The 16,540-nt window shown below is 71.3% G+C and carries 17 protein-coding genes; 7 read left to right on the top strand and 10 right to left on the bottom strand.

Annotated elements, in window-relative coordinates:
- The first annotated feature begins 9 nt into the window (after positions 1 to 9).
- The 4 genes from ACO6D6_RS04295 to ACO6D6_RS04280 are packed head-to-tail and all read left to right on the top strand — an operon-like array spanning position 10 to position 3,753.
- Positions 10 to 1,023 (top strand): ABC transporter substrate-binding protein, encoded by a 1,014-nt coding sequence (locus tag ACO6D6_RS04295; protein WP_484783531.1) that lies wholly within the window; start codon positions 10 to 12, stop codon positions 1,021 to 1,023.
- Positions 1,023 to 1,970: an iron chelate uptake ABC transporter family permease subunit gene (locus tag ACO6D6_RS04290; RefSeq protein ID WP_484783529.1), complete on the top strand. Its 948-nt coding sequence runs from the start codon at positions 1,023 to 1,025 to the stop codon at positions 1,968 to 1,970. The genes ACO6D6_RS04295 and ACO6D6_RS04290 overlap by 1 nt, the downstream gene beginning before the upstream one ends.
- The gene (locus ACO6D6_RS04285) at positions 1,967 to 2,965 is read left to right on the top strand and encodes a FecCD family ABC transporter permease (RefSeq protein WP_484783527.1); all 999 of its coding nucleotides are present in this window, start codon (positions 1,967 to 1,969) and stop codon (positions 2,963 to 2,965) included. The genes ACO6D6_RS04290 and ACO6D6_RS04285 overlap by 4 nt, the downstream gene beginning before the upstream one ends.
- A 5-nt stretch (positions 2,966 to 2,970) precedes the next feature.
- Entirely contained in the window at positions 2,971 to 3,753 is a 783-nt protein-coding gene (locus ACO6D6_RS04280) for an ABC transporter ATP-binding protein (protein ID WP_484783526.1), read from the top strand.
- Here ACO6D6_RS04280 and ACO6D6_RS04275 read toward each other — a convergent pair.
- From ACO6D6_RS04275 to ACO6D6_RS04240, 8 genes are all read right to left on the bottom strand, one after another.
- Complete coding sequence (locus ACO6D6_RS04275) at positions 3,750 to 5,558, bottom strand: ABC transporter ATP-binding protein (RefSeq protein WP_484783524.1); 1,809 nt, start codon at positions 5,556 to 5,558, stop codon at positions 3,750 to 3,752. The two genes, ACO6D6_RS04280 and ACO6D6_RS04275, sit on opposite strands and share 4 nt — an antisense overlap.
- Positions 5,548 to 7,308, bottom strand: coding sequence for an ABC transporter ATP-binding protein/permease (locus ACO6D6_RS04270; protein ID WP_484783522.1), 1,761 nt, complete (start codon positions 7,306 to 7,308; stop codon positions 5,548 to 5,550). Before ACO6D6_RS04270 ends, ACO6D6_RS04275 begins: the two co-directional genes overlap by 11 nt.
- Positions 7,308 to 8,414, bottom strand: coding sequence for a nitroreductase family protein (locus tag ACO6D6_RS04265; RefSeq protein ID WP_484783520.1), 1,107 nt, complete (start codon positions 8,412 to 8,414; stop codon positions 7,308 to 7,310). Before ACO6D6_RS04265 ends, ACO6D6_RS04270 begins: the two co-directional genes overlap by 1 nt.
- Before the next feature lie 11 nt (positions 8,415 to 8,425).
- Positions 8,426 to 9,796 (bottom strand): YcaO-like family protein, encoded by a 1,371-nt coding sequence (locus tag ACO6D6_RS04260; RefSeq protein ID WP_484783518.1) that lies wholly within the window; start codon positions 9,794 to 9,796, stop codon positions 8,426 to 8,428.
- On the bottom strand, positions 9,793 to 11,337 hold the full coding sequence (locus tag ACO6D6_RS04255; RefSeq protein WP_484783517.1) for a CocE/NonD family hydrolase: 1,545 nt from the start codon (positions 11,335 to 11,337) through the stop codon (positions 9,793 to 9,795). Before ACO6D6_RS04255 ends, ACO6D6_RS04260 begins: the two co-directional genes overlap by 4 nt.
- Positions 11,334 to 12,047, bottom strand: a complete 714-nt coding sequence (locus ACO6D6_RS04250; protein ID WP_484783516.1) for a hypothetical protein — start codon at positions 12,045 to 12,047, stop codon at positions 11,334 to 11,336. The genes ACO6D6_RS04255 and ACO6D6_RS04250 overlap by 4 nt, the downstream gene beginning before the upstream one ends.
- Before the next feature lie 495 nt (positions 12,048 to 12,542).
- On the bottom strand, positions 12,543 to 12,902 hold the full coding sequence (locus tag ACO6D6_RS04245) for a type II toxin-antitoxin system VapC family toxin (RefSeq protein ID WP_484783514.1): 360 nt from the start codon (positions 12,900 to 12,902) through the stop codon (positions 12,543 to 12,545).
- Positions 12,902 to 13,141: an AbrB/MazE/SpoVT family DNA-binding domain-containing protein gene (locus tag ACO6D6_RS04240; RefSeq protein ID WP_484783512.1), complete on the bottom strand. Its 240-nt coding sequence runs from the start codon at positions 13,139 to 13,141 to the stop codon at positions 12,902 to 12,904. The genes ACO6D6_RS04245 and ACO6D6_RS04240 overlap by 1 nt, the downstream gene beginning before the upstream one ends.
- Positions 13,142 to 13,412: 271 nt before the next feature.
- Here ACO6D6_RS04240 and ACO6D6_RS04235 point away from each other — a divergent pair, with 271 nt between their 5' ends.
- The 3 genes from ACO6D6_RS04235 (at position 13,413) to ACO6D6_RS04225 (ending at position 14,865) form a co-directional block, all read left to right on the top strand.
- On the top strand, positions 13,413 to 13,661 hold the full coding sequence (locus ACO6D6_RS04235; protein WP_126379754.1) for a type II toxin-antitoxin system VapB family antitoxin: 249 nt from the start codon (positions 13,413 to 13,415) through the stop codon (positions 13,659 to 13,661).
- Entirely contained in the window at positions 13,648 to 14,073 is a 426-nt protein-coding gene (locus ACO6D6_RS04230) for a type II toxin-antitoxin system VapC family toxin (RefSeq protein WP_126379752.1), read from the top strand. The genes ACO6D6_RS04235 and ACO6D6_RS04230 overlap by 14 nt, the downstream gene beginning before the upstream one ends.
- A 279-nt stretch (positions 14,074 to 14,352) precedes the next feature.
- On the top strand, positions 14,353 to 14,865 hold the full coding sequence (locus ACO6D6_RS04225; RefSeq protein WP_484783510.1) for a nucleotidyltransferase domain-containing protein: 513 nt from the start codon (positions 14,353 to 14,355) through the stop codon (positions 14,863 to 14,865).
- 146 nt (positions 14,866 to 15,011) lie between these two features.
- Here the strand turns inward: ACO6D6_RS04225 and ACO6D6_RS04220 are convergent, their stop codons facing one another.
- Positions 15,012 to 15,794: a hypothetical protein gene (locus ACO6D6_RS04220; protein WP_484783509.1), complete on the bottom strand. Its 783-nt coding sequence runs from the start codon at positions 15,792 to 15,794 to the stop codon at positions 15,012 to 15,014.
- Positions 15,791 to 16,513: an ABC transporter ATP-binding protein gene (locus tag ACO6D6_RS04215; RefSeq protein WP_484783507.1), complete on the bottom strand. Its 723-nt coding sequence runs from the start codon at positions 16,511 to 16,513 to the stop codon at positions 15,791 to 15,793. The genes ACO6D6_RS04220 and ACO6D6_RS04215 overlap by 4 nt, the downstream gene beginning before the upstream one ends.
- Between the last annotated feature and the right edge of the window lie 27 nt (positions 16,514 to 16,540).

Below are 16,540 nucleotides of genomic sequence, written 5' to 3'. Positions count from 1 at the left end.
GAGTTTCGAATGATCCGTCGTGGTCTAGTCCTGATGGGCCTTGCTGCCGCCTGCGCCCTGTCGGCCTGCGTGCCCGGTGCGGACGCGCCGGGGACATCTCCTGCCCCAACGGCGGCGACGAGCTCGGCACCCGTCGCCGGTGTCACCCCGGTGACGCCCGCCCTCACCGCGACCGGCCCCGATGGGGCCGAGGTGAGCGTTCCCGCCGCTCCGCAGCGCATCGTGTGCCTCACCGGCATCTGTGACGACATCCTGGCCAGTCTCGACATCGTCCCGGTGGCCACCTCCACCCCCAATCTGGCGACCCGGCCAGAGATCTTCGGCGACAAGGGCAAGGACATTCCGGTGGTGCCCGGCAGCTTCGGGGCCGAGGACACCTCGTTCGCCGCAGGGGTCAAACCCGACCTGGTGATCGGGCTCGCGGGCGTCCACGAGACGCTCAAGCCCGCGCTGGAGAAGTTCTCGCCGGTGCTGCTGGTCAACGTCAAGACGGACGAGGACTCCTTGGCCTATCTGCGGATGGTCGCCACACTCACCGGCAAGGTGGACGCCCAGGTCAAGGCCGAGACGGCCTACCAGGAGGCCATGGCGGCGGCGAAGCAGAAGGCTGCGACGGCGGGCGTGGCCGGTGAACCCGTCCTGCTGATGTGGGGTGGGGCCTCCGGCATGGGCGTGGCCACCAAGGGCGCCGATCCGCTGGGCAGTGCCCTGGCAAAGGTCGTCAACAACCCATTCGAGGTGCTCGGCACCGACCCGGTCAAGGCCGGGGCCTACAGCATGGAGCAGATCCTGGAGAAGGACCCGAAGGTCATGTTCGTCTCGTCGATGACCTTCGCCCCGACCGACAAGAAGGCCACGGAGATCTACGCCGACAACCCGGTGTGGAAGCAGATCACCGCGGTGAAGAACGGCCACGTCCACGAGGTCAACAAGGAACTGTGGACGTTCTGCCGGGGCACCCGGTGCATCGCCACCGCCGTGACCGAGGCCGTGGACCACATCGAACGTGACCTGAAGAAGTAGTGGGGCTCCGCCAGCGGATCACGATCCTGATACTGCTTGCCGTGGCGGGGGCCGCTCTCGTCACGGCAAGCCTCTATCTCGGCCTGCCCGCGTCGGGACGGGTCGCGCGGATCGTGTTCCTTGAGATTCGTCTGCCCCGGCTGCTGGTGGGTGCGGCCGCCGGGGCCGGGCTCGGGGTAGCGGGGCTGCTGGTGCAGCGGGCCATGCGCAACCCGCTCGCGGTGCCCGACCTGCTGGGTGTCAGCGGGGGAGCCGCCTTCGTGGCGGCGCTGCTGGTCACCAGCGGCGTCCACTCGCTGACGGCCCGCACGGCCGGGGCCCTGGCCGGAGCTGTGGCGGGGGGTGCCCTGTGCCTGCTCGCGGCCGCGAGGGGACGCGGCGCCGCGCAGACCCTGCTCATCGGGGCGGCGGTCTCGACGGCCTGGCAGGCGGCGGTGCTGACCGTGATGTCGACGGCCGACCAGGTCGAGTTGAGCATCATCTTCAAATACCTCGTGGGTTCGCTCACCGAGATCACGGCCGATGTCGCCCTGCCGCTGATCGTCCCCCTGGTCATCGGCTGCGCCGCCACGGTCGCGGTGCTGCCTGCGCTGGGGGTGCTGTCCCTCGGCGACGAACAGGCCTCCGCTCTGGGGATGAGGCCGGGCCGCTGGCGGCTGCTGGCCCTCGGCGTCGCCGCGTTGCTGGTCGCGCTCGTGGTGGCGGCCTGCGGCCCCATCGCCTGGGTCGCCTTCGTCGCCCCGACCGTGACCCGGTGGTTCGTCCCGGCAGCGGGTGAGGTGTTCCGGCTCGCGGTGACGGCGATCATCGGGGCCGGGGTGAGCGTCGGCGCCGACATCGCGGCGCGGGAGCTGTTCAAGCCCTTCGAGACCCCGCTCGGGGCGTGGACCGCGCTGATCGGGTTCTGCGTCGCCATGGTCTTCGTGGCGGGGAGGCCGGACCGGTGAGCCGTCGCGCCCGGCTGGGCCTGTGGATCGCGGCCGCCGCGCTCATCGTTCCTGCCGCCCATCTCGCGCTGGGGCGGGGTGTGGACTGGTCCGCGCTGCTGGCCGGGACCGACGCGGTCTCGTGGCGGGTGCTGACCGAGCTGCGGCTGCCGCGGCTCGTCGTCGCCCTGTTCGCAGGCACGGCTCTCGGCCTGGCCGGGCTGGCCTTGCAGTCGGTGCTGCGCAACCCGCTGGCCGCCCCCGAACTGACGGCGGTGAACCCCTCGGCGGTGCTCGGCTACCTGATCGCCTCCGGGACCGGGCTCATCGACGGCGGGTCGGTGTTCTCGTCGGTGTTGTCGGCGACCGTGGGCGGCCTGCTCGGCGGCGGACTGCTGTGGCTGGTGGCCCACCGCCGCACCTCGGAGCAGACGGCGGTGCTCGGTCTGTTGTCGGCGCTGGCCCTGACCGGGGTGGTGACGATCCTCATCGCCGCCCGGCCCACCGGCGTCGGGGGAGCGCTGCGCTGGCTGATCGGGTCGGTGGAGGCCCGCGTCGCCGAGCACGTCCCGATGATCGCGATACCGGTCCTCGCCGGGTTCGCGGCGCTGGTGCTGGTCGCCGACCGGCTGGAGATCCTCGCGGTCTCCGACTCCCACGCCCACTGCCTCGGGGTCTCACCCGGGTTCTGGCGCGGCGTGGGCATCGGGATCGCGGTGCTGCTGGCCTCGGCGGCGGTGGCGACCGTGGGGCCGCTCGCCTTCGTCGGTTTCGTCGCGCCCCACGTCGTCCGGCTGGTCTTCGGCGGGCGGCTGAGGCGACAGGTGGTGCTCGTCGCGGTGTGTGGGGGGCTGTTCGTCGCCGCCTCCGACCTCATCGCCAAGGCCGTCAGCCTCGCGATCCAACTCACCGGCGACGGGCAGCAGGTGGGGGTGCCGGTCGGCGCCGTCACCTGCCTCATCGGGGCCGCCGCGCTGGTCGCGGTGGCCAGCTCACACCAGGAGTCAGAACCGTGACAGTGATGGAACTGCGTCGAGCCTGCGTCCAGTTCGGGGACCGGCTCGTCCTCGACCACCTCGACCTCAAGATCGGCCGGGGGGAGTGGGTCGCCCTGGTCGGGGCGAACGGCTGCGGAAAATCGACGCTGCTGCGTGCCCTGTCTGGGGAGTTGCGGATCCAGGGCGAGTCGCTGCTGGACGGGACCAGCATCGCGTCCACGCCGCGGCGCCTGGTCGCCCGGCGGGTGGCGTTGCTGCCCCAGCAACTGCCCCGCGTCCCCGGCATGACGGTGCGCCAGCTGGTGGCCCACGGCAGGTTCCCGCAGCGATCCATGTGGGCGATGCTGCGCGACCCCTTCGACGAGCACTGCGCCGTCGCGCTGGCCGAGACCGGCACGACCCACCTCGGCGACCGGATGGTCGACAGCCTGTCCGGTGGCGAACGCCAGCGGGTCCGGCTGGCCCTGGCCCTGGCCCAGGACGCCTCGATCCTGCTGCTGGACGAACCGACGACCTTCCTCGACGTCTGCCATCAGCTGGAGGTGCTGGACCTCATCGCGCGGCTGCGACGCGCCCGCGGCCTGACGGTGGTCTCGGTGCTGCACGACCTGGAACACGCCGCCCGCTACGCCGACCGGCTGGTCGCACTGAGCCGGGGACACATCGTCGCCGACGGCGACCCGGCCGCAGTGGTGACCCCGCAACTGCTGGAGGAGGTCTTCGCCGTCACCGGTCGCGTCGGCACCGACGAGCACACCGGGCGGCTGGTGGTGCACATCGACTCGCCTCGGGAGCGGCGCCCCTAGAGGCTACGCCCCGGCTCGCCGCCACCTAGCATCTCGTCCTCGCCCGGATGCGCCTGCCAGGCCAGGGTGGGCGGGGCGTTCCACCAGGTGCCGGAGGACGCGAGCCCATCGGGCGTGGTGTCGGCGACGACCCGGCCGCCCTCCAACACGATGACCCGGTCGGCGCGTTCCACGGTGGAGCGGCGGTGGGCGACGATCAGGGTGGCCCGCCCGGCGGCGGTGCGGGTCAGCGCGCGGTGCAGTTCGAGTTCGATGCTCGCGTCCAGGTTGGCGGTGGCCTCGTCCAGCACGAGGAGGTCGGGTTCCATGACCAGTGCGCGGGCCAGGGCCAGCCGGGCCGCCTCGCCGCCGGACAGCCCGGTCCCGCGCTCCCCGACGGGGGAATCCAGCCCGGCCGGCAGATCCGCGACCAGGGCGCCGAGCCGGGCGTCCTCGACGGCCGTGGCGATGACCTCCGGAGCCGCGTCGGGCCGACCCAGGGTGAGGTTGTCGCGCAGTGACCCGGCGAAGACCCGCACGTCCTGTTCCACGATCGCGGTGTGGCGCCGCAGGTCGGCGTCGGCGAGGTCGCGGATATCGGTGCCTAGCACCCTGATGCTGCCCCGGTCGGGGTCCCAGAACCGACGGATCAGGTTGATGAGGGTGCTCTTGCCCGCCCCGGAGGCGCCGACGACCGCGACCACCTCGCCGCGGCGGAGAGCGAAATCGAGCCCGCGCAGCACCGGACGTCCGGGGTCGTAGCCGAACCACAGCGACGAGACCCGCAACACCTCGTCGGTCGGTTGCGGGGCGACCGGGTGGGCCGCCGGTTCAGTCGCGTCCGGGGCGTCCAGCAGCCCGAACAGCCGGGACGCCGCGGCCCGCAGACCGCCCAGCTCCTTGAGAGTGGACGCGACCGTGGCCGTCGGGGCCAGCACCGCCCCGATCAGCGCCACCACGATGGGGGCGGACGAGACCGGGATCTGCCCGGCGTGGACGTGCAGGGACACGACGAACAGGGCGCCGATCGCGGCCAGGCTCACCAGCAGGTCACCGGAGGCCGCCTCCACCGACCCGCGCAGCGCGTTGCGCACCCCGGCCCGCTCCACCCGCTGCCAGGACGCGTCCAGCTGGGCCCGGCGGCGCGGCATCGCCCCGGCCTCGGCGATCTCGGACAGCCCCTGCACCGTGTCGATGATGTCGGAGGTGTAGCTGGCGCTGGCGCGACGCAACTCGGCGCCGTGCGCGGTGGCCCGCCCGGCGAACCACCACGGCACCGACAGCAGCAGCACCGTTGCCGGGACCAGCACCGCCAGCACCACCGGGTCGATTAGGGCCAGCGCGACGGTGCCGCCGAGGATCGTGACCGCCGCCGTCCCGACCTGGGCGAACACGTGGGCGTAGATCCACTCCAGGCTCTCCACGTCGGACATGGCCGTGGCCGACAGGTCCCCGCTGCGCCGGGGATCCGACCTCGACGGCTGGGTGCGCCGCAACCGGTCGAACAGCCGGACGCGGAAGGCCGCCAGCACGAGGTAGGCCAGGTCGTGGGCGACGTACATCTCGGCCCAGGTGCCCGCCGCCGCGGCGGCCACCAGCAGCAGCGCCAGCCCGCTGAGGACCGCGTCTCCTCCGGTGGGCCAGCCCGGGTCCAGCGTGACGAGGGCGAGGCCCGCGAGCCATGCGGAGGCGACGGCCGCGCCGACGGTGCCGATCTGGACGACCAGGCTGGCCAGCACGGTCTGGACGAAACGGCCGCGGTAGGCCCGGATGGCGGGCCAGAGCCGTCTCAGGGCCGTGACGTCGCTGGCGAGATCACCAGGCACGAGACACCTCCTGGGGTTCGGCAGCCGGTTTCCGGCGGGTTCGTTCGTCCCGCAGCAGGGCCGCCAGGGCCCCACCGGAGGAGACGAGCGCCCCGGGCTCGCCCTGCTCCACGATCCGGCCGGAGTCGAAGACGATCACCTGGTCGGCCGACATGATGCTCTCCAGGCGGTGGGCGATGACGACGATCGTGTGGCGGGGCGTCAGCGACCTCAGGGTGCCCATGATGTGGGCGTCGGAGTGCCGGTCGACGTTCGAGGTCGGCTCGTCCAGCAGCAGCACCGGGGTGCGGCGGATCAGTGCCCGGGCGAGGGTGAGGCGCTGCCGCTGACCGCCGGACAGCGTCGTGGCATCCTCCGACAACATGGTGTGGATGCCCTCGGGCAGCTCCTCCACGAAACCGAGCGCGTCGGCCTCGGCCAGCGCCGCACGGACCTCGTCGTCGGTGGCGTCGGGGGCTCCGAGACGGACATTGGCCGCGACCGTGTCGTGGAACAGCCGGGTGCGCTGCCCGACCACGGCCAGGTTCGCCCGCAGGGATGCCAGGCTCACCCGGCGCAGGTCGGTGCCGCCGATCTCGACCCGTCCCGAATCCGGGTCGAGGCGACGCGAGATCAGCGCGGCGAAGGTCGACTTGCCGGCGCCGGAAGCCCCGACGACGGCGGTCAGCTGCCCGGCCGGGATCCGCGCCGACACCTGGTCGAGGGCGGGCCGGGCGGCCGAGGGATAGGTGTAGGCGACCTCGTGCACCGACACCTCGGCGGGTCCGCCGAGGGTGAGCGTCCCGGTGCCGGTGTCGGCGACCGCCGGCCTCGCGCGCAGGATCGCGTCCACCCCGTCGGAGGCGGTGAGCCCCAGGTAACCCGCGTGCCAGGCCTTCGCCAGGTCCCGCACCGGACGGAAACACTCCACCGAGAGCATCAACACGTACAGGACGTGGGTGCCGGGCAGCTGGGCGCGGGTCGCGGCGAGCGTGGCCAGGAAGACCGCGCCGAAGGTACCGAAGAGCGTGAAACCGACCGTGATTCCGTTCTCCAGCAACGAGGTGCGCAGCGGACGCATCGTGGCCCGGTACACCCCGGTGCTGCGGGCCTCCAGCAGGTCCCGGCGTCGTTCGGCGGCCCCGAAGGTGCGCAGCGTCGGGATGCCCCGCATGGCCTCCAGGTAGTCCGCGCTGAGTTCGACGTAGGCGCGCCACCGTTCGCTGCCCTGGCGCAGCATCGCCGCGTCCTTGAACCGGGGGACGATCAGGGTCACCAGCAGGCAGCAGGCGAGGAAGACGGCCGAGGGTGGGTGGAGCAGCCAGACGCCGGCGACGATCCCGGCGGGCAGGGTCACGGTGACCACCAGCTGCGGCAGGTACTCGCTGTAGTAGGGGTCCAGCCCGTCCACGCCCTCCACGATGGTGGCCTGGGCCGCCCCGAGGCGGCTCTTCGAGGCCCACTCCGGCCCGAGGGCCATGACGTGGCGCAGCAGGTCGTCCCGCAGGATGCGACGCACCGCCAGTCCCGCGGAGGTGGTGATCGCGGTGCGGACGGGGATCAGCACGGCCCGGGCCAGCACGGTCGCGGCCACGATGGCGATCCACGCCAGGGTCTCGGACGACTCACCCCTGGTGAGGGCGCCGAGGGCGGTCGCGGTCGCCAGGGCCGTGGCCAGGTAGGTCGAGGTGACGGCCAGGATCGCCACGATGGACGCCAGGACGTGCCACTTGACCCGCAGGGTCAGCATAAGCAGGCGGCGAGGGATCATCAGGCAGACTCCATCCCTGTCCCACCGAGGGCGACGGCGTGGACGATCGCTTCGCCGCCGTCCCAGGTGCCCGGGGCGGGCGGGCCGCTCCACCCCCCGATCGGGCGGGCTCCCAGGCCCAACCCTGCCGCGCGGACGCACAGCGAATAGCCCGCGTGGGCGATGGCGAAGCGGGAGGCCAGATAGTCCGCACCGCCCAGCGCGGCGGCCGGGTGCGCGGTGAAGAGAACCAGCGCAGCGACGCCGGCCAGCTGCCGCTGATGGGCCGCGCGTGCGGCGAGCCCGGGGCGTTCGTCGCGATGGCTCACCCGTTTCCAGTGACCCTCGCGCCACGTGAACACCCCCTTCGCGGTGGCGACGTGGGCCGTGACCCCGGAATGAAACTGCCGTGGCAGCCCGTCCTGGAAGAAGGACAGGGCGTTGTCCAGATCGAAGCCGTAAGCCAGCTCCTCCAGCGGGGCGCTGCGCCGGGTGGCGATGGCCTCGCAGGACACCTCGGAGGTCGGCAGCGGAGAGGTGATCGGGTGCTGCGCCAGCTCGTGGAGCGCCGCCTCGACGAGGCCACCGGGGCGGGCCCCCGCCGGTTCGGGACGGCCAACGGGAACCGACCGGTGGACCGGAGCGCCGACACGGAGCGCGGCCAGCGCGGCGCCGCCGTCGTCCGGGGTCCGGAAGCCGGGGGCTGGGGACAGCTCGAGACCGTGGGCCACCGCGGCGTGCAGCAGCGCGCTGAAGGCGTAGCCGGCATCCAGCACCACGGGCGTCAGGGAGCGGTCGCCGTACTTGGCGATCGTGCGGGCCGGGGCGGCGACCAGGACGATGTCGACCCGTTCGGGGGGCGTGGCCTGGCGGGTCGACAGCGGAACCAGCCCGCCGTGGGGATACCAGCGCACGGTTTCGGCCCGCCCATCCCGGTGCTGGTCGAGGTAGACCCGCACCGGGTGCAGGGCACCCGCCGACGGTACCCTGCGCAGGCGGGCGTCGGGGCGGTCCGGGTCGCTGCCGAGCCCCGCCCGCAGGACGTCGAGCAAGGCGTGGGGGATCGGCAGCGGGTCCAGGCCCGCCAGCAGGTCGGCGCGCTCCAGGGCGTCGGTGGTGTGCGGCATCTCGTCTTTCCCTAGTTGTGTGGGGGTGGGGCCAGGACCGGGGTGACCCCGGGGGCCAGGTCCTGTTTGCGCTGGTGCAGGCGGGCGGTGCCGAGGTACTGGTATCCGGCGGGGGCGTTCGGTTGCAGGCCGGGAGCCAGCACCCGCACGGTCGCGGCGCCGATCTCGGCGACATCGGGCGTGGTCAGGTCGAAGGCGACCGGAGGGTGGCCCCGCCCGGTGAGGGCCGCGACCACCTCGTCGATGCTCCCGGTGCCCAGTTCGTCCGCCGAGACCATGGAGGTGGGGGAGGTGAACCGGTGGGCGTGGGCCAGCATCCGCGGGTCGAGCCAGAGCTGGGTCTGGGACGCGAGGTCCTTCACGTGGCGGAAGCCGTCACCGGCGTCGTCGAGGTAGGACCGGGTCTCCCGGTAGGGGAAGTAGACCCGGCGGGCCAGGATACCCTCGGCGATCGCCCGCCAGCTGGACCCGTCGGGGCGCAGCAGCCCGGACGAGGCGATCCAGACCTGGAGCGCCTCCTGGCTGGCCTTCTCGGCCGCGCTGGCGGCGTCCGGGGCCGCGGCGAAACCCGAGGCGGGCACTCCGGTGCGTTCGTCGAACACGTAGGCCCCGACCACGATGAGGGGAAGGTCGGTCGGCACGACGATGAGATTGACACTGAGGGGTCCGCCCTGCCACCGCTGCCTGAAACCGGGAATCGTCTCCTGGTCCAGCCCGGCGGCCCCGGCGCCCGAGTACCACCAGGTGACCATGGCGTCTCGTTCGACCAGTTCTGCGAGCGCGCGCCGCGCCGCATCGGAGGGAGAGCTGCCGGTCGCGATCCCCGAATAGTTCAGGTGGTTGATCCGGGGCAGTTGACGGCGGGGCCCGTGATGATAGTTGAGGTAGACCCAGGACGCGGGCGCCCAGGTTTCGGCGCCGTTGGCGTCCACGCCCGCGACCCACTCGACCTCGGTGTCGCCGGTGAACTCGCGGTAGGCGAAACCTGGCCTGCCGAGCTGCTCGTCTGACCACCTCGGCAGGTCGTCCGGGCCGAGCGCGGCCTTGCCCCGGGAGACGAGGGCCGCGTGGCTGATGGGGTCGGTGAGCGGGGGCAGCAAGTTGCCGCAGTAGCGTTCGAAGGCCTCCCCGATCGCGGCGTTGCGGGCCCGGCCCGGGTCGCCGAAGGCCGTCCCGGCGGCGATCCGGTCGGCGTACCAGCCGCCGTAGCGGCGGGTGTCGGCGACCTCGGCGACGACGCAGAGGAAATCCTCCGGTGCCCCGCCAGGGATATCGGGGGAACGCAGCGCCGTGATGATGCCGCACAGCGGGTCGAGTGCGGCGCCGAGGTCTGGCTGGGGTCGCTCATCGGAGGCGAACGGGTAGCGCAGGCTGGGGGTCATCGAAGCGCCTCCTTGGGTTCGGTGGGGTCGGGCGCCAGCTCCGCCAGGGGCAGTTCGACATTTGCCCGAAGCACCTGGCGCCGCGCGGGCCGCAGACGGGTGGCGGTGAGGGGCTCGGTGCCGTCCTGGGGGTCGCGGGCGTAGAGGGGAAACTGGTGGGCCGAGACGTGCACCTCGATCCGCGCACCGGGGTGCAGGCGCCGCGCGACCAGCGGCAACTCGACCCGGGCGCGGGAGTCCGGGGTGCGCACGAGTGCGTGGCCCAGCTGGAGCAGACCGGCCCCGGTGTGGCCGCGGTCGGCCGGGGCCGGACGCAGCGCGACGCGGACGCACCAGTCCAGCGGACCACGGACCGCTTCTCCATCGAGGGTGTGCGCCGCCAGCCCGGACAGCCGCACGACCATGCGTCCCACCACGTCCGTGGCGATGCGCACCGGGTCCGAGACGAAGCGGGCCAGGTCCTCCCTGCGGGAGATGTCGCGCACATCCACCGGTCCCAGGGCGGACGGGTGCGGGTGACACGGATCGGCGACGAACCGGGTCCGGGCCGCCGACAACGGGCAGGACAGCTGGGGCCGGGCCGGGGCCGGACGCGCCCAGATCCCGGTTCCCTCCAGGGCGAAGTGCCTGCTGCCGGGTGTGGTGGCGTCGGGATCGCGGAGCGTCCGCTCCAGCCAGTCGGCGATGAATACCCCAGGTTTGATGCGGTGGGCCTGGTGGCGCCGCAGCGCCGCGTCGCCGTTGCGGTGCACCAGGCCGAGGTCGTGCTGCCAGGCGCCGACCACCACGTCGGCCCGCACCGGCCAGCCGTCGGCGAGGTCGAGGGCGTCGTCGCGGAACACGTCGTGCAGCCCGGCGAGCACCAGGAGCGGGGCTGGCGGGCTCCCCGTGGGCGGCGGAGCGTCGAGGGGGGTGGGGGAGGAATCGGGCAGCCCATCGCGCAGCCAGGGCAAGCTCCAGCCCGCGGCTGCCACCCCGGCCGCGCTGGGCAGGCCGATCGCCGGGAGGATGCTCAGCGCTCCTGGTTCGTCCGGCGAGGCGTCGTGGATGGGACAGGACGAGGATATGCGTCCCTGCCCGTGCTGGAACCACCACCAGGAGTGACCGTAGAAGCGGGGAGCCCCGTTGCGGTCGCGGGCCACCCGGCGCGGCGACAGGGCGGGAACGGCCACCACGATGGCAGCCACCGGGCCGGGGCTGGCGGCGGCCGCGACCAGCGCGCAGTGGGCGCTGTAGGAGGAGCCCAGGCACACGACTCGGCCGTCGCACCACTCGCTGGCGGCGATGGCGGCGATGGTGGCCGCGCCGTCCCCGCCTTCGTGGGTGTAGGGCACCCAGGAACCGGCGGAGCGGTACCGCCCACGCACGTCTTGGACCACGGCGGCATATCCCCGCTTGGCCCAGCCGGTGGCCTCCTGTCGGTGGGCGGAGGTGCCGTAGGGAGTGCGGATGAGCACGGCGGGGGCGGGGAGACGCTCGGGCAGCGTGATCTCGGTGTGCAGGCTCAGCCCATCGTTGGTGGTGACCCGGATGGTGTTCACGTGCGCGGACCCGAATCCGCCAGGCGCGGCACCGGATGGACCAGGTGCTGTTCCCACTGGCCAGCCGCGATGTCGAGGCAGTATAGCCGCCTGCGGCTGGCGGGCACGTCGTGCACCTGGCGGGCGATGAGGTGGGCGACGAGCAGCGCCGCGGGCGTGCTCAGCCGCAGCGGTGGGCGGCGTCCGGGGTCGCTGAGGCGGTCCCGCAGCAGGCCGGGGGTGGCGGAGGCGGCGATCCGCCGGGCGATGACATCGGTGACGAGGCAGGGCTCGGCCTCTCCCGCGGGGGCGAACGGACTGACGAAAACGCAGTTGCCCTCGGCCCAGGCGGTCAGGGCGTAGTTCTCGGTTGGGGCCATGGGCGGGGCGTCGAGGAGTAGGCAAGGGACGGATGGGGCCTCGCCGTTTTGGGTGGACGCGGCGGTGAGCAGTGGGGTGACCATGTCGTGCAGCACCCCCCGGCCGTGGGGGCGCAGGTTTGGGCGAACGCTGGCGGCGGGACCCTCATGAAGGTACCCGGCCTCGGCGAAGGCGGGGCCGAGCACAGGATCGGTTCCGATCTCGGTGGCATGATCCAGCGCACTGGCGGCCGCGCCGTGCAGCCGGACGAAGAGGCCGTCCGGGCGGCGTAGCGCCCACCCGCCGCCGGTGCGGAACAGGCAGACGCCGTCGGCGAGTGTGGTGTCGATCAGTGTGTTGGAGGGCGGCATGGTGTACTCCTAGGTGCCTGAGAGCCGGGCGGTGAGGTGGGAAGCCCCCACCTCACCGCGTCGTGGTCACTCGTCGCCGAAGAGGTCTTCGACGAGGGCGTTCGAGCAGGTTGGATGCGCCACGGAGGCGCTGCCGCACTGCGGCGCGACGATCTCAAACGTCAGATCTTGGTTCATGGGACACCTCCTTTCCGTGATCTGCCCGAGATCCTAAATGATAATGGCGGTCAATATCAACGGGTCGTCGGGTTCGGGGTGTGCGCTTTGGGCTCGTCGGAAAGGTCGCTGGGACGCCAGCGCCGGCCGCCCAACCCAAGGAGCTGGCAAAGCCCGCCGTGGTCATCAAAGCGTTGCCGGGGTCGTCGCTTTCTTGAGGACCTCGGCCCTTCCACACCCCGTCGGCACGCTCACCACCGGCCTCACGCCCAAGTCCGAAGCGCCAGTTCGAGGAACCCTTGTACTGGTGGGCAATACCCGGTGACCTTGCTTGCCGGGTCAGCGGATCTGGACGATCGGGGGCTGGTCGCCCCAGGCGCGGTCGGCGGTCAGGACCGGGACGGCGAGGCGGTGGCCGAGGGCGAGGCAGAGTCGGTCTCCCAGGCTCAGCGTGGGGTGGTCCTGCCACAGCGTTGCGGCCGTTTCGGCGTCCTCGGTGGTCACGGGTTCGAGGACCAGCCCCAGCAGTGAGACCGCCGAACGGATGTCACCCAGCCCGACCCCTCGGGCGGTGAGTTTCTGGACGACCTCGGCCCAGTTCGCGGTGCTACAGCAGCAGGGCGTGTGTTGTTCGACCTGATCGGATCCCGGTTCGCCACCGAACCAGGCCAGCAGGGCCGATGCGTCCAGGACCACCATCACTGCTCGGCTTCGGCCTGCCGACGGCGGTCCTCAAGGAGTTCCTCGACGACCCCGGTTCCGCGGACCCGTGCCCGCACCCGATCCAAGGCCGCACGGGGCGTGGACGCGACGAGCTGGCCGCCCTCCAGGGTGACCGAGAGCACGTCCCCCTGCCGCAGACCCAGTTCTTCCCGGAGCGCCGCGGGCAGCACCACCCTGCCCCGGTCTCCCATGCGAAGCTCGAATGTGGTACTCATGATTCAAAAGTACCACCAGCACTGGAGGGCGGGTGCCCCGGTGATTCCAACCTCCCCGGGGTGGCGCGGGTGTGTGGCGACCGGATGGGTGTCCACCCACGCCGCATCCCTGACCGGGAGGGCGCCGCCTGCCACCGGGACCCCGGCGTTCCGGAGGAGTTCAATGTCGTGGCGGTGGTTCTTTTCTGATTGGCGATGAGCCTACGGTCGGGGTTCTTCGGGCCGTGCCCGCGCGCATCTTGATGCAATGAGGTGACGATAAAATGTGATCATGCGCACCACGGTGAATCTGGACGATGAACTGCTGCGCCGGGCCAAGGAGCGGGCGGCCCGTCAGGGAAGGACCTTGAGCGAGGTGGTCTCCGACGCCCTACAGGTTTCACTCGCTGAGCAGGCCGGGCCACGCCGTGAGGTCACCCTGCCCACCTTCGGCGGCAGCGGGTTGAAGCCGGGCGTCGACCTCGAGGACAAGGACGCCCTCGCAGCGCTTCTCGGCGAAGACGATCGTGCTGCTCGCTGACGTCAACCTGTTCATCTACGCGCACCGGCCGGAGTCCCCGCGGTTCGCGGAACACCACGCGTGGCTCACGGCTGCGCTAACCGCCGACGAACCCTTCGGGGTGTCCGAGCTGATCTTGTCGGGTTTTCTGCGAATCGTGACGAACCACCGGGTCTACCGCGAACCGACTCCGCCGCAGGTGGCGCTGGACTTCTGTCAGACGGTGTTGAGCGCCCCGTCGGCGGTCCGCATCCGCCCAGGGCGGGAGCATTGGCGCATCTTCGAGAGCCTGTGCCGGAACCTCGGGGCGCGTGGCAACGTGGTTCCCGACGCCTATCTGGCGGCCATGGCCATTGAGGCCGGCGCCACCTTCATCACCATGGACGCGGGATTCGCCCGGTTTCCCGGACTCACCTGGCGGCGCGCTCTGTGACGAGGACCGCGGGGTCACGTCCCGGAAAGTTAGGCATCCGGGGCGTTGCGGTGTCCGCTCAGGGGCGGCATGGGGAGCAGGGGTTGCCCCTTCGTTCACTGACGGGCCGGGGGAATGGCAGTCTGGCTCTCGGTGTGCTGTACGTGCGGCGCCTTGTCTCGTATCAAGATGTCCAGGAGGATCCGCCAAGCCGTCAATGGTTGAGCGGGTTGACAGTAGACGACCTGACTGGAAAATTCGGCCGGGTCATCCCAGCCCGGAGGGAGGGAGGTGTCTCATATGGTTCATGCATCCACCACGCCTGCGAGCGAGGTCTTGACCATCATCGGTTGGCTGACGGAAAGAGAGACCGTCTATCAAGTCAACGGCGGTTGGGGTGTCGATGCGCTGGTGGGACGGCAAACCCGTGAGCACGGGGACCTTGATGTCTTCGTGGACGCCGATGTTGTGCCCGATTTGATCGAGTGGCTGGCGTCGCGTGGTTACGAGCCGGTGACGGACTGGCTGCCGATCCGGATCGAACTCGCCTCCGAACACGGAAGGGTCGACGTGCATCCCATGGTCATCCGGCCCAACGGGGATGGTGTCCAACAAGGCTTTGAGGACGCGGTATTCACACATCCGGCCGTCGCCCGCACGAGGGGAGCGATCGATGGAGCGCCGGTCATCGTCGGCACCGCCGAGCGGCTGCGTGAATTGAGAAATGGCTACGATCCACGTCCCGAGGATAAGCACGATCTCGAAGTCCTCAGCCGCTTACGCGACGGCGGGGCTGGCCAACAGTCAGGATGAGCCAGGGTCGGCATCTACGAGGAAACCGGCCTCATTGAGGAATGGTGCGGCGAAACGGATCCATACCCGCCCCGGCCGAGCGCACGAACGCGAAAACAGGTGGTCCCGGGTACCGGCCCGGGACCACCTGCTGCGGGGATGGGGGACTATTTCGCTTCGGCGCGGTGGTTCAGCCACAGCCCGATGGCGAACGGGACGACGATCCAGACGACGGCGCCCACGGTGAACTGACCCCACAGTGTTGCCTCCGGGGTCTGTCCGCCCGCTTGTGCCGAGAAGATTTTTTGCAGGCTCACCCCGGGGGTCTTGAGCCAGGAGGCGACCTTCGCCGGGATCTCGCCGAACAGACCAAGCGTCTCCAGCATGATGGGGCCGGCCAGGAAGACCGCGACCGTCAGGGCGGTGTTGCGCAGCAGCAACGCCAGGGTGAAGGCCACGGTCACGTCGAGCAGGAAGACCCCGATGAACTCGAACCAGCGCGCCCAGTGGAACTCCCAGGAGGCCTCAAGGCCGTGCACCGCGGCACCGGCGGCGTTGAACACCACCCACGACAGCTGGCAGGCCATCCACACCGCGAGGGTCACCCCGAGCGAGACGAGGGCCTTCGCCGCGACGACGCGTTCCCGGCGGGGTTCGACCACGAAGGTGGTCAGGGCCCCACGCTGGGTCCATTCGGAGGTGACCGGCAGGATGACGATGACGGCGGTGAGTATCGAGGTCACGGTCAGCGGAAGGAACAGCAGGTCGGTTCCGGTGGCGGCCTTGATCAGCTCGGGGTAGGTGGCGATGGCCCCGATGGTGGCCAGGGCCAGGGCCGCGGCCGTGAGGATCGAGAGCACGAGTGCCGCCCGGGTGTTCACATATTTGCGGGACTCCGCCTTGACGAGGTTGCCGAAGCGAACCTGGGTGGGGAAGGTGATGGTGGTCATACGAAGACTCCTCCGCGAGCGGTGTTGGTGGTGAGGTTGAGGAAGGTGGTTTCGAGGTTGGCGCCGTCGGCGGTCAGGTCGGCGATGCTGCCCTCCGCGAGGATCCTGCCGTGGCCGATCATGACGATGCGGTCGGCGATCTGCTGCACCTCGTGGAGCAGGTGGGAGCTGAGCAGGACGGCACCACCGGCATCGGCGAAACGGCGCAGCACGGTGCGCATCCAGTGGATGCCCTGGGGGTCGAGGCCGTTGGCCGGTTCGTCCAGGATCAGCACCCGGGGCGAACCGAGGAAGGCCTGGGCGATGCCGAGACGCTGCCTCATTCCCAGCGAGTAGGCGCCGACCCGTTTGCGGGCCTCCGCGGCGGTGAGCCCGGCGAGTTCGATGACCTCGTCCACCCGGGACCGGGGTACCCCCATGGCGGTGGCCGTGGTCCGGATCGTTTCGCGTCCGGTGCGTCCGGGGTGCTGGGCGGAGGCGTCCAGCAGGACACCGACCTGGGTGCTCGGGTTGGGGATGTCGCGGTAGCGGCGCCCGTCGATCAGGGCCTCGCCCGCGGTGGGGAAGGCGAGCCCGGTGAGGCACCGCATGGCGGTGGATTTGCCGGCGCCGTTGGGGCCGAGGAAACCGGTGATGCTTCCCGCCTCGACAGTGAAACTGATGTCGTCGACGGCGAGAACGTCGCCATAGCGTTTGGTGAGGTTTCGGAAGGTGATCATGGCTTCAGCCAACCCGGGCCAGCTGGG

This window comes from Arachnia sp. (assembly GCF_057238465.1).
This window is presented reverse-complemented; position numbering and strand designations above follow the sequence as displayed.

Coding starts and splice junctions, on each gene's coding strand:
- ACO6D6_RS04225 (WP_484783510.1), top strand. CDS start 14,353: ATGGTTCATGCATCCACCACGCCTGCGAGCGAGGTCTTGACCATCATC.
- ACO6D6_RS04250 (WP_484783516.1), bottom strand. CDS start 12,047: ATGCCGCCCTCCAACACACTGATCGACACCACACTCGCCGACGGCGTC.
- ACO6D6_RS04215 (WP_484783507.1), bottom strand. CDS start 16,513: ATGATCACCTTCCGAAACCTCACCAAACGCTATGGCGACGTTCTCGCC.
- ACO6D6_RS04270 (WP_484783522.1), bottom strand. CDS start 7,308: ATGATCCCTCGCCGCCTGCTTATGCTGACCCTGCGGGTCAAGTGGCAC.
- ACO6D6_RS04265 (WP_484783520.1), bottom strand. CDS start 8,414: ATGCCGCACACCACCGACGCCCTGGAGCGCGCCGACCTGCTGGCGGGC.
- ACO6D6_RS04260 (WP_484783518.1), bottom strand. CDS start 9,796: ATGACCCCCAGCCTGCGCTACCCGTTCGCCTCCGATGAGCGACCCCAG.
- ACO6D6_RS04235 (WP_126379754.1), top strand. CDS start 13,413: ATGCGCACCACGGTGAATCTGGACGATGAACTGCTGCGCCGGGCCAAG.
- ACO6D6_RS04240 (WP_484783512.1), bottom strand. CDS start 13,141: ATGAGTACCACATTCGAGCTTCGCATGGGAGACCGGGGCAGGGTGGTG.
- ACO6D6_RS04245 (WP_484783514.1), bottom strand. CDS start 12,902: ATGGTGGTCCTGGACGCATCGGCCCTGCTGGCCTGGTTCGGTGGCGAA.
- ACO6D6_RS04280 (WP_484783526.1), top strand. CDS start 2,971: ATGGAACTGCGTCGAGCCTGCGTCCAGTTCGGGGACCGGCTCGTCCTC.
- ACO6D6_RS04220 (WP_484783509.1), bottom strand. CDS start 15,794: ATGACCACCATCACCTTCCCCACCCAGGTTCGCTTCGGCAACCTCGTC.
- ACO6D6_RS04295 (WP_484783531.1), top strand. CDS start 10: ATGATCCGTCGTGGTCTAGTCCTGATGGGCCTTGCTGCCGCCTGCGCC.